The organism is Amycolatopsis sp. ATCC 39116 (assembly GCF_000231075.2).
Lineage (GTDB): Bacteria > Actinomycetota > Actinomycetes > Mycobacteriales > Pseudonocardiaceae > Amycolatopsis_E > Amycolatopsis_E tucumanensis.
Genome location: NZ_AFWY03000008.1, coordinates 117,177 through 127,503, shown reverse-complemented (window position 1 = coordinate 127,503; position 10,327 = coordinate 117,177). Strand labels below are relative to the sequence as shown.

The 10,327-nt window shown below is 72.5% G+C and carries 7 protein-coding genes; 4 read left to right on the top strand and 3 right to left on the bottom strand.

Annotated elements, in window-relative coordinates:
• Positions 1–40: 40 nt before the first annotated feature.
• On the bottom strand, positions 41–3,856 hold the full coding sequence (locus tag AMY39116_RS0312270; protein WP_020417954.1) for a GH92 family glycosyl hydrolase: 3,816 nt from the start codon (positions 3,854–3,856) through the stop codon (positions 41–43).
• A gap of 189 nt (positions 3,857–4,045) precedes the next feature.
• Here AMY39116_RS0312270 and AMY39116_RS0312265 point away from each other — a divergent pair, with 189 nt between their 5' ends.
• The 3 genes from AMY39116_RS0312265 to AMY39116_RS0312255 are packed head-to-tail and all read left to right on the top strand — an operon-like array spanning position 4,046 to position 6,287.
• Entirely contained in the window at positions 4,046–4,597 is a 552-nt protein-coding gene (locus tag AMY39116_RS0312265) for a TetR/AcrR family transcriptional regulator (RefSeq protein ID WP_020417953.1), read from the top strand.
• A gap of 38 nt (positions 4,598–4,635) precedes the next feature.
• On the top strand, positions 4,636–5,307 hold the full coding sequence (locus AMY39116_RS0312260) for a HEAT repeat domain-containing protein (protein WP_020417952.1): 672 nt from the start codon (positions 4,636–4,638) through the stop codon (positions 5,305–5,307).
• Positions 5,301–6,287, top strand: a complete 987-nt coding sequence (locus AMY39116_RS0312255; RefSeq protein WP_020417951.1) for a HEAT repeat domain-containing protein — start codon at positions 5,301–5,303, stop codon at positions 6,285–6,287. Before AMY39116_RS0312260 ends, AMY39116_RS0312255 begins: the two co-directional genes overlap by 7 nt.
• 7 nt (positions 6,288–6,294) lie before the next feature.
• Here AMY39116_RS0312255 and AMY39116_RS0312250 read toward each other — a convergent pair whose 3' ends face one another.
• Together AMY39116_RS0312250 and AMY39116_RS0312245 are read right to left on the bottom strand one after the other, a co-directional pair.
• Complete coding sequence (locus tag AMY39116_RS0312250) at positions 6,295–7,584, bottom strand: M20/M25/M40 family metallo-hydrolase (protein WP_020417950.1); 1,290 nt, start codon at positions 7,582–7,584, stop codon at positions 6,295–6,297.
• Positions 7,577–8,404, bottom strand: coding sequence for a M55 family metallopeptidase (locus AMY39116_RS0312245; protein WP_020417949.1), 828 nt, complete (start codon positions 8,402–8,404; stop codon positions 7,577–7,579). Before AMY39116_RS0312245 ends, AMY39116_RS0312250 begins: the two co-directional genes overlap by 8 nt.
• Positions 8,405–8,519: 115 nt before the next feature.
• Here AMY39116_RS0312245 and AMY39116_RS0312240 point away from each other — a divergent pair, with 115 nt between their 5' ends.
• On the top strand, positions 8,520–10,325 hold the full coding sequence (locus AMY39116_RS0312240; RefSeq protein ID WP_235716111.1) for an ABC transporter substrate-binding protein: 1,806 nt from the start codon (positions 8,520–8,522) through the stop codon (positions 10,323–10,325).
• Positions 10,326–10,327: the final 2 nt, after the last annotated feature.

The following is a 10,327-nucleotide window of genomic DNA, read 5'->3' as shown; positions in this document are numbered from 1 at the left end:
GCCGGCGCGGACCGGGCGCGGCAATCACCGCCCATCCCGCTCACTTCGTGCCGAGCAGTTCCACCTCCGCCAATCCCGCCGCGCCGCCTGTGCTGCTCGTGATCCGCAGCCGGTAGTGGGCGTACGCGCCCGGCTCGGCGATCTTGAACGCCCGCGTCTGCTGCCGCCACGTGAACGTCTCCCCGGAGCGGCTGTCCAGCGGCGTCCAGGTCTGCCCGTCGGCCGAGCCCTCCAGCACCCACGCGCTCGGGTCCCCCGCCTCCTTGGCCGAGGTGAGCGTGTAGAACGTCGCGGTCACCGGGCCGGGGACCGGGCAGTCGACCGTCTCCAGCGGGCGCGCCTGGGTGGCCGAGGTGTTGTCGAACAGCGGCCCGCCGGGCGTCGTCAGGTCCGCGGGCGGCTGGGGCGGCGAGTCGCCCGTCGTGAGCGAGGGCGGGACCTCCGTCGCCCCCCAGCGCGACGGGCTCGGGCCCATCGCGAAGTCCAGCGTGCCACCGGCCGCGATCACGTCGTGCGGCAGCGACGTCGAGTTCCACGTCCGGCCGTTGACCCGCAGCCCCTGCACGTAGACGTTGCGGGCGTTGTTCTTCGGCGCGTTGATCACCAGGTCCCGGCCGCCCGCGAGGTGCACCGTCGCCTTGGTGAACAGCGGCGAACCGACCGCGTACTCCGGGCTGCCCATCCGCAGCGGGTAGAACCCGAGCGCGCTGAACACGTACCACGCCGACATTTCGCCGTTGTCCTCGTCGCCAGGGTAGCCCTGCCCGATCTCGCTGCCGAGGTACAGCCGGGACAGCGCTTCCCGCACCCGGGCCTGCGTCTGCCACGGCTGCCCGGCGAAGTCGTACATGTAGGCGATGTGGTGGGAGGGCTGGTTGGAGTGGCCGTATTGGCCCATCCGCACGTCCCTGGCCTCCCGCATCTCGTGGATCAGGCCGTTGTACGCCCCGGGGAACCCGGCGGTCTCCGGCGTGGCGAAGAACTGGTCCAGCTTCCGCGCGAGCCCGTCGCGGCCGCCGTAGAGGTTGGCCAGTCCCTGCCCGTCCTGCGGCACGGTGAAGGCCATGTTCCAGCCGTTGGTCTCGGTGTAGTCGTGACCCCACTCGCGCGGGTCGTACTCACCGGCCGGGACGCGGAACGTGCCGTCGGCGGCTCGGCCCTGGAAGAACCCGACCGCGGGGTCGAACATGTGCACGTAGTTCTGGGCGCGGCCGCGGAAGTACTCGGCGTTCTCGGCGTACTCGCGGCGGCGCGGGTCGTCCGGCGCGGCCTCGTCGGCCAGCTTCTGCGCCATCATCGCGATGCCGAAGTCGTTGAGGTAGCCCTCGATCGCCCACGACATGCCCTCGCCGGTCGAGGTCGGCGTGTAGCCGAGGAAGATCGACTGCTCCAGGCCCTTGCGCCCGACGTCCTCGTTGGGCGGGGCGACCGTGGCGTTGCGGATCGCCGCGTCGTAGGCCGCCTGCACGTCGAAGCCCCGCACGCCCTTGAGGTAGGCGTCGGCGAAGGCGACGTCGGAGCTGGTCCCGGTCATCAGGTTCGCGTAGCCGGGGGAGGACCAGCGCGCGACCCAGCCGCCGTCGCGGTACTGCTGGAGGAACCCGTCGATCATCCGGCCCGCCACGTCCGGCGTGAGCAGCGCGTAGGCGGGCCAGGTGGTGCGGTAGGTGTCCCAGAACCCGTTGTTGACGTAGATCTCGCCGTCGACGACCTTCGACCCGGTGTGCGTCGGCGTGTCCGGCCCGGCCTTGGGCGAGACCGGGCTCGCATAGGCGGGGCGCGGGCTGCGCGTGGTGCCGACGTTCTCGAACCCGGAGTTGGGGTAGAGGAACAGCCGGTACAGGTTGGAGTAGAGCGTGGTCAGCTGGTCCCGGCTGGCGCCTTCGACCTCGATCACGCCGAGCTTGCGGTCCCACGCGGCCTGCGCGGCCGAGCGGACCGTCTCGAACGCCGTGCCCGCCGGGATCTCCTGCTCCAGGTTGCGCTTCGCCTGGTCGACGCTGATCAGCGAGGTCGCGATCCGCATGCCCACGACGCCGCCGCGGCCCGGGTCGAACTTCAGGTAGCCGCGCACGTGGTCCCGTCCCTCGCCGGGCAGCATGTCCCCGCCGGTGACCGGCCGGTCGAAGGCCGCGTAGACGAACATGCGGCCCGCGCCCGCGGAGTTGCCGCTGCGCACGTCGGTGAACCCGGACAGCGTGCCCGTGGCCGGGTCGAGGGTGAGACCGCCGGCGTCGTCGAAGTTGTCGAAGATCAGGTTCGCGTCGCCGCCGGGGAAGGTGAACCGGAACGCCGCCGCGTGGTCGGCGGGCGCGATCTCGGCCTTGACGCCGTTGTCGAACGTCACGCCGTAGTAGTGCGGTTTGGCGGTCTCGTTGGCGTGGTCGAACGACAGTGCCCGTGCGGCCCGGTTCGCGTCCGGCACGCCGGCGGCGGCCGAGGGCATCACCTGGAAGGTCTGCCGGTCGCCCATCCACGGGCTCGGCTCGTGGGACAGCGACAGCGCTTGCAGCGCGGGGCGGTTCTGCGCGTTGTTGCCCTCCTGGTAGCGGTAGAGCCAGTTCAGCGAACCGGCGTCGGTGACCGGGGTCCAGAAGTTGAAGCCGTGCGGGACCGCGGTGGCGGGGAAGTTGTTGCCGCGGGAGAACGTGCCGTTGGCGTTCGTGCCGCGGGTGGTGAGCACGTGGTCGGACAGGCGGGTGACGCGGGCCTGCGGCGCGGCGGGCCCGAGCGTGATGTCGTCGAACCAGCCGTTGAACGAGCCGGCGCCGTTCGGGTTGTCGTAGGCGATCAGGATCCGCGCGACGGTCTTGCCGCGGGCGACCGTGCCGATCGCCGAGCGCACCAGGTTCCACTGGTTGGCGTAGAGCGACTTGGCCGCGCCCTGCCCGCGGGGGCTGAGCGGGAACCCGTACTGGTCCACCGCGCCCAGGCTGGACAGGTAGGTGCCGTCGGTGAAGGCCAGGTCGACCGAGACGTTCGTGCTCGGGTACTTCAGGTCGTTGCCGGTGAGCTCGGGGAACACCGTGTAGGACAGCTCGGTGTCGGCGCGCACCGGGATCCGCACGTCGAACACCTTGTTGTAGGAGTAGCCGTGCGGCGCGGTCTGGGTGCCGACGTAGTGGAAGGCACGCAGCCCGGTGAACCCGGCGCGCGGTTTGCTGGTGTAGCCGCCGGGCGGGCCGCTGTCCGGGTAGGACCGCATCGCGGGCAGCGGCGGTGGGGCCGGCTGGTCGTCGGCGAGCAGCAGTTCGGCGAGCTGGACGATGTCCGCGCCGCCGTTGGCGGTGATGTCCAGCCGGTAGAAGCGGTGCGTGGCGGTGGCGGCGAGGCGGAACTCCCTGGCCTCGAGCCGGTCGCCGAACGTCTGGCCGCTCTGGCTGTCCACTGTGGTCCAGGTGGTGCCGTCGTCGGAGCCCTGCAGGGTCCAGTCCCGAGGGTCGCGTTCCGGGGCGTCGTTCGCCGAGGTCAGGCCGTAGCGGGTGATGGTGACCGGCTCGGCGAACTCGATCTGCACCCAGCCGGTGGGGGCGAAGGCGAGCCACTTGGAGTCCGGGCTGCCGTCGAGCACGTTCAGCGCGACCTCGCCGGCGCCGGTGTTCTCCCCGCTCGCGGTCGCGCCGGTGGCGCGGCCGCGCACGTCGCCCGGGATGGCCGAGCCGTTCGCGCCGTTCACGCCCGAGGTGAGCGGGCGGCCGTCCGGCCCGGTCTCCACGGTGTCCACCCAGTCCGGCTCGGGCTGGCCGGCTTCGAACGACGACGCGAACCGCACCGGTGCCTCCGCTCCCGCCGGCGGCGCGGCGACCAGACCGGTCATCAGCAGGGCGACGGCCAGCGCGCGAATGGTTCGGACCATGTCAGGCAGCGAAACGCGCGGGCCGGGGCACCGTCAAGCGGCCACGCCAAAGCTGGCCCAAACCGGACAGGGACGGGTGAATCCCGCACCGCGATCGGCCGCCCCAGGTTTAGCCTGATCAGCGCCGCCGTGGAACGCAACGGACCGTTGCAATGCAACGCACCGTCGCGTTGCGGTTAGGGTGGGGCCATGCCGACCGGTGCCGCGCCCCGCCGGGTCCAGGAGATCTTCGCCGCGACCCTCGACCTGCTCACCGAGCACGGCTACGACGGGCTCACCATCGAGGCGATCGCCCAGCGCGCGGGCGTGCACAAGACGACCCTCTACCGCTGGTGGTCGTCGAAGGACGAACTGCTCGCCGCGGCCGTGACCGGCTCGGCGCTGCTGGACTTCCCCATCGCCGACACCGGCAGCCTGCGCGGCGACCTACTCGCCGTGGCCACCCGCCTGTCCCGGCTGCTGACCCGCCCGGCGACCGCGGCGGTGCTGGCCGCCGTGCCGGGTCGCCCGCTCCTCGCCGAAGCGACCAGCGCGTTCTTCACCGGACGGCTCACCCGCGACCACCCGGTCTTCACCAGAGCCGTGGAACGGGGCGAGCTGGCGGCGGACGGCGACGCGGATCTGGTCGTGGACCTGCTCGCGGGCGCGCTGTGGTTCCACCTGCTGCTCTGCGGCGGCAGCGCGGACCGGCGCTACCTGGCCCGGCTGGTGGATTCGGTCCTGACCGGAGTCAGCGCTTGACGTTGACACTGTGACAAGGTCTTCACTGGGACGCGGAGGTGGTTCCGATCAACCCGACACACCGCGACCTGCTCGGCGCCCTGAGCGCCGGGAACCCGTCCACGCGGCTCAAGGCCGCGCTGGCGGCAGGCACGCACCCCGACCCCGGTCACCTCGGCGAGCTCGTGGCCCGCAGCGCGGTCGAGCCGGACTTCTTCGTCCGCGACATGCTCACCTGGGCGCTGACCCGGCTGCCGGCGGAGATCACGGTGCCCCGGCTGCTCGCCGAGCTCACGTCCGGGCGGGCTCAGGCACGCAGCCAGGCGCTGCACACGCTGTCCAAGATCGGGGACCGGAGCGTGTGGCCCGCGATCACCCGCGCGTTGCTGCACGACGCCGACGACGAGGTCGCGCGCAGCGCGTGGCGGGCCGCGGTCGTCCTGGTGCCCGACGAGGAGCGCGCCGCGCTCGCCGACGACCTGGCCGCACAGCTGGGCCGGGGCGACCGGGCCGTGCAGCTGAGCCTCAGCCGGGCGCTCGTCGCGCTCGGCGACGTGGCCGAGCCGGCCCTGCGGACGGGGCTGGCGAACCCGGACCCGGTGGTGCGCGCGCACGCCCGCGCCACGCAGCGGCTCCTGCGTGACCCGGACGCGGGGTTCGCCCTGGACGTCGAGGAGGCGAAGCGGGTGGCCGCGCTCGGCCCGGAACGCGCGGCGGGCACGTCGTGCTGATCGGCGAAGTGGCGCGCCGCTCGGGGGTGAGCACCCGGATGCTGCGGCATTACGACACCCTCGGGCTGGTGCGCCCGACCGGCCGCACGGTCGGGGGCTACCGGGAGTACTCGGACGAGGACATCCGCCGGATCTTCCACGTGGAGAGCCTGCGGTCCCTCGGGCTGTCGCTGCGGCAGATCGGCCGTGCGCTGGCGGATCCCGGGTTCACACCGTCCACACTGGTCGCCGACCTCATCCGGCGGACCGAGGACCGGATCCGGCGGGAGCAGGAGCTGCTGGAGCGGCTCCGCGCGGTCGACGCCTCCGCGCCGTCGGACTGGCCGGACGTGCTGCGCATCGTCGAGCTGCTGCACGGGCTGAACTCGCCCTACGCGGCCCGACGGCAGCAGGCCGCGCTGACCGAGGCCGTGCCGGTGCCCGCCGAACTGCTGGCCGAGGCGGTGCTGGCCGAACCCGACGCGAACGTGGCCGGCGCGCTGCGGTGGGCACTCGCGCGCGCCGGCGGCGACGGGGTGGCCAGCCTGGTGCCCGGTCTGCGGGCCGACGACGTCGAAGTCCGGCGCCGCGCGGTGCTGGCGATCGCGGAGATGCCGGGGGACGAGGCGACCGAGGCGCTGACCGGAGCGCTGGCGGACCCGGACCCGACGGTGTGCAGGCACGCGGCGCTGGCACTGGGCCGCTGCGGCGTCGCGGCAGCGGTGCCGACGCTCGTGGGCATGGTGCTGGACGGTGACGGCGACGTCGAGGCGGCCGAGGCGCTGGGCGCGCTGGCAGTGGACCCCGGGCACGCGGAGCAGGTGATGAGCGCGCTCACCGGCGAACTCGCCGCGCACGCCACGGACTCCGCGGTGCGGCTCCGCCTGACCCAGGCCCTCGCCGAGATGCCACCACCCCTCGCACACCCCGCGCTGCGGCAACTGGTGCACGACGAGGACCGCACGGTCGCCCTCCTCGCCACGGCCCTGCTGGGGGAGTGATGCCCACTCAGCAGTGGGTGAGGAAGTGCTCCAGCACGCGCTTCCCGAAGTGCAGCCCCTCCAGCGGCACCCGTTCGTCCACGCCGTGCGCCATCGCCCGGTACTCGAAGCCCTCGGGCAGCCACAGTGGCGCGAAGCCGTAGCAGGCGATGCCCAGCGGGCTGAACGCCTTGGCGTCCGTGCCGCCGCCCATGCAGTACGGCACCACGACCGCCTCCGGGTCCTGCGACCGCAGCGCCTCGGCCATCGCGGTGAACCACGGGGAGTCCACCGGCGCCTGCACGGCGGGCTGGCGCGCCACGAACTCGCGTGTGACGTCCGGCCCGAGCAGCTCGTCGAGCTGGTCCAGCAGCTGCTTCTCGGTGCCCGGCAGGGTCCGGGTGTCGATCTGGGCCTGCGCCAGGCTCGGGATCACGTTCACCTTGTACCCGGCGTCCAGCATCGTCGGGGTGGTGCTGTTGCGGATGGTCGGCTCGACGAGCTTCGCCGCCGGGCCCAGCCGCGCCATCGTGCCCTCCACATCGGACAGATCCACCTCGACGCCGAGCGCCGCGCCGGTGCGGACCAGGAAAGCCTCCACCGTCGGCGTCAGCGTGACCGGCCACTCGTGCGCGGCGATCCGGTTCAGCACCTCGATCAGCCGCACCACCGCGTTCTCGTGGTTGGGCCGCGAGGCGTGCCCGGCCCGGCCCCGCGCGGTCAGCCGCATGTGGGCGGTGCCGCGCTCGGCCGTGCCCACCGGGTAGAGCCGCTTGACTGAGCCGTCGGCCGCGGGCACGTGGTAGGTGTAGCCGCCGGACTCGCTGATCGCGGCCACGCACCCGTCGAACAGCTCGCGGTGCTCCTCGGCCAGCCAGTGCGCCCCGTACTCGCCGCGGTCCTCCTCGTCGGCCACGAACGCCAGCACCAGGTCGCGCCGCGGCCGCAGCCCGTCCGCCACCGCGGTCAGCACCATCGCGATGAAGTCCTTCATGTCCACCGCGCCCCGGCCCCACAGGTAACCGTCCCGGACCTCCCCGGCGAACGGCGGCACCGTCCAGTCCGCGGCGTCGGCGGGCACCACGTCCAGGTGCCCCTGCACCAGCAGCGCCGGCAACGTGGGGTCGGCGCCCGCGAGCCGGGCGACCACGTTGGTGCGCCGCGGCGCGGACTCCAGCACCACCGGTTCGAGACCGGCGCCGGCGAGCACGCCCGCGACGAACTCCGCCGCGTCCCGCTCGCCCTCGGCGTCGCCGTGGCCGCGGTTGGTGGTGTCGAACCGCAGCAGCTGCGCGCACAGACTCTCGACGTTAGCCATACTTCCCCTGCACCGCGCCCGCGGCGATCGCCGTGACCACCTTGAACGCCTTCATCGCTTCGGTCATTGTTGCCGCGTCGAACCCGACCCGGCGCACACCGGTCTGCTCGACGGTCGGCACCACCGCGGCGGCCTGCGCCAGGTGGCTCGCGTCGAACTCGACCTCGATGCGGTGCGCGGCGGCCGCACCCGGCGCCCGCACCGCACGGTCCATGCTCGCCCGTGCGGCCGCGCTCAGCATCTCGGCGGTCCTCGACGGGGGAAGGCAAATCGCGGCGTAGCGGCTCACGCACTCCTTGACGGCGACCAGCCGCGCGCCCGGCGCGTAGTCGGCGGCGTCCTCGCACGTCCGGTCGTCGCCGGACACCAGCAGCACCGGCACCCCGTGCTCGGCGGCCAGCGCGGCGTTGAGGCGGCCCTCGCCGGCAGGCACCCCGTCCAGCCAAACCCCGGTGATCTGGTTCTCCAGGTAGGTGTGCGACAGCACCCCGTCCTCGCCCGCCCCGGCGTGGTAGCCCAGGAACACCACCCCGTCCACGCCGCTGTCGATGCCCTGCATCATCGACAGCGGCTTGTGCCGCCCGGTGAGCAGGCGGGCCCGGTCGTCCAGGTCCTCCAGCAGCAGGTTGCGCTGCGACGAGTGCGCCTCGTTGACCAGCACGTCGCTCGCGCCGCCCGCGTGCAGGCCGCGGACCACGGCGTTGACGTCCCCGGTGAACAGACGGCGGAAGCGCTGCCACTGCTCGGTGCCGGGGACGACGTCGTCGGTCCAGGTGACGCCGGTGGCGCCCTCCATGTCCGCCGAGATCAAGATCCGCATGGTCCAGACCTTACGTCACGGCTCGGCAACACCACCCGTGAGTCGTTGACTCCACGTGCTTGGAAGTGGTTACTTTCCGGTTTCGGAATCAGCCAGAGAGGTGGGACCTGTGGGGATGCGTTTCCCGAGACGAACGCGGGTGGGCGCGGCGGTGGCCGCCGCGGCGCTGGTGGCGGGCCCGTTCGTGCCCGCGGCGCAGGCGCAGCAGCAGAGCGGCACGGTGCTGCGCGTGGCGCTGGTGCAGGAGATCGACCACCTGAACCCGTTCCTCGCCTCGTTCGCCTCCAGCACCATGGTCGGGCGCATGACCTGGGAGTTCCTCACCCTGCCCTCGGCCGAGGACAACACCCCCGCGCCGGGCCTGGCCGAGTCCTGGTCCACCTCGCCGGACAAGCTCACCTGGACCTACCGGATCCGGGACGGCGTGAAGTGGTCCGACGGGCAGCCGGTCACCGCGAAGGACGCCGCCTACACGTTCACGCGGATCATGACCGACGAGAACGCCCAGGAAGCCAACGGCACCTACGTCGAGAACTTCGAGTCGGTCACCGCCACCGACGACCGCACCCTGGTCATCAAGACGAAGACCCCGCAGGCGAGCATGACCGCGCTGGACGTGCCGATCGTGCCCGAGCACATCTGGGCGAACCAGCCGAACATGACCGACCCGGCCACCGACTCGGTGCCTGTCGTCGGCGTCGGCGACGGCCCGTTCCTGATCACCGAGTACCGGCCCAACGAGCTGGTCCGGCTCAAGGCCAACCCGGACTACTGGCGCGGCCGCGCCAAGATCGACGAGCTGCAGTTCATCAGCTACAAGAACTCCGAGGCCGCGGTCAACGCGCTGAAGAACGACGAGGTCGACTTCGTCAACCGGCTCACCTCGACCCAGTTCGACACGCTGAAGAACGCCGAGGGCATCACCACGAACCAGGCGATCGGCCGCCGCTACCGCGAGATCATCGTCAACCACGGCGCCCAGACCCAGTCCCGCCAGCCGATCGGCGACGGCAACCCGGTGCTCAAGGACGTCCGCGTGCGGCAGGCCATCGCCCGCGCACTGGACCCGCAGACCCTGGTGGACAAGGTGCTCGGCGGCTACGGCCAGACCGGCGGCGGCATCGTGCCCGCCTCCTTCCCGGCCTACCACTGGGAGCCCGCGGCGAACGAGCGCTACAACTTCGACCCCGCGGCCGCCAACGCCCAGCTCGACCAGGCCGGCTACCCGCGCGGCGCCGACGGCACCCGCATCGGCCCGGACGGCAAGCCCATCGAGCTGCGCCTGCTCGGCCGCGCCAGCGAGGACTTCGCCCAGCGCGCCTCCGACTACGTGGTCAGCTGGCTCGGCGCGATCGGCATCAAGGCGACCAAGCAGCTGGTCTCCGACAACGAGGTCGACGAGCGCACCAACAACGGCACCTACGACCTCGCCTTCTCCGGCTGGGGCACCAGCCCGGACCCGGACTACATCCTGTCCAAGCAGACCTGCGCGGCCCTGCCCGCGGTGGCGGGCAGCAGCAGTAGCACCTCGTTCTTCTGCGACCCCGAGTTCGACCGCCTCTACGCCGCCGAGAGCACCGAGTTCGACCCGGCCAAGCGCGCCGACCTGGTGAAGCAGGCCCAGGCCCGCTACTACACCCAGGTGCCCAGCATCGTGCTGGACTACGACAACGTGCTCGAGGCCTACCGCTCGGACAACTTCGCGAGCTTCACCAAGCAGCCCGCGGGCACCGGCCAGATCATGGAGCAGAGCGGCTACTGGGGCTTCTACGGCGCGACCCCGGCCGAGGGCGGCTCGTCCTCCAGCGGCGGCCTGTCCAGCGGCGCCTGGATCGCGATCGGCGCCGGTGTCGTGGTCGTCCTGGCCATCGCGGGCACGGCGGCCGGGCGGCGCCGCAAGTCCGCCGACGACCAGGAGTAGGC

What these genes read in the sequence shown, in the direction of transcription:
- AMY39116_RS0312250 (WP_020417950.1), bottom strand. Translation starts at nt 7,584, where the DNA reads ATGGCTAACGTCGAGAGTCTGTGCGCGCAGCTGCTGCGGTTCGACACC.
- AMY39116_RS0312265 (WP_020417953.1), top strand. Translation starts at nt 4,046, where the DNA reads ATGCCGACCGGTGCCGCGCCCCGCCGGGTCCAGGAGATCTTCGCCGCG.
- AMY39116_RS0312270 (WP_020417954.1), bottom strand. Translation starts at nt 3,856, where the DNA reads ATGGTCCGAACCATTCGCGCGCTGGCCGTCGCCCTGCTGATGACCGGT.
- AMY39116_RS0312240 (WP_235716111.1), top strand. Translation starts at nt 8,520, where the DNA reads ATGCGTTTCCCGAGACGAACGCGGGTGGGCGCGGCGGTGGCCGCCGCG.
- AMY39116_RS0312245 (WP_020417949.1), bottom strand. Translation starts at nt 8,404, where the DNA reads ATGCGGATCTTGATCTCGGCGGACATGGAGGGCGCCACCGGCGTCACC.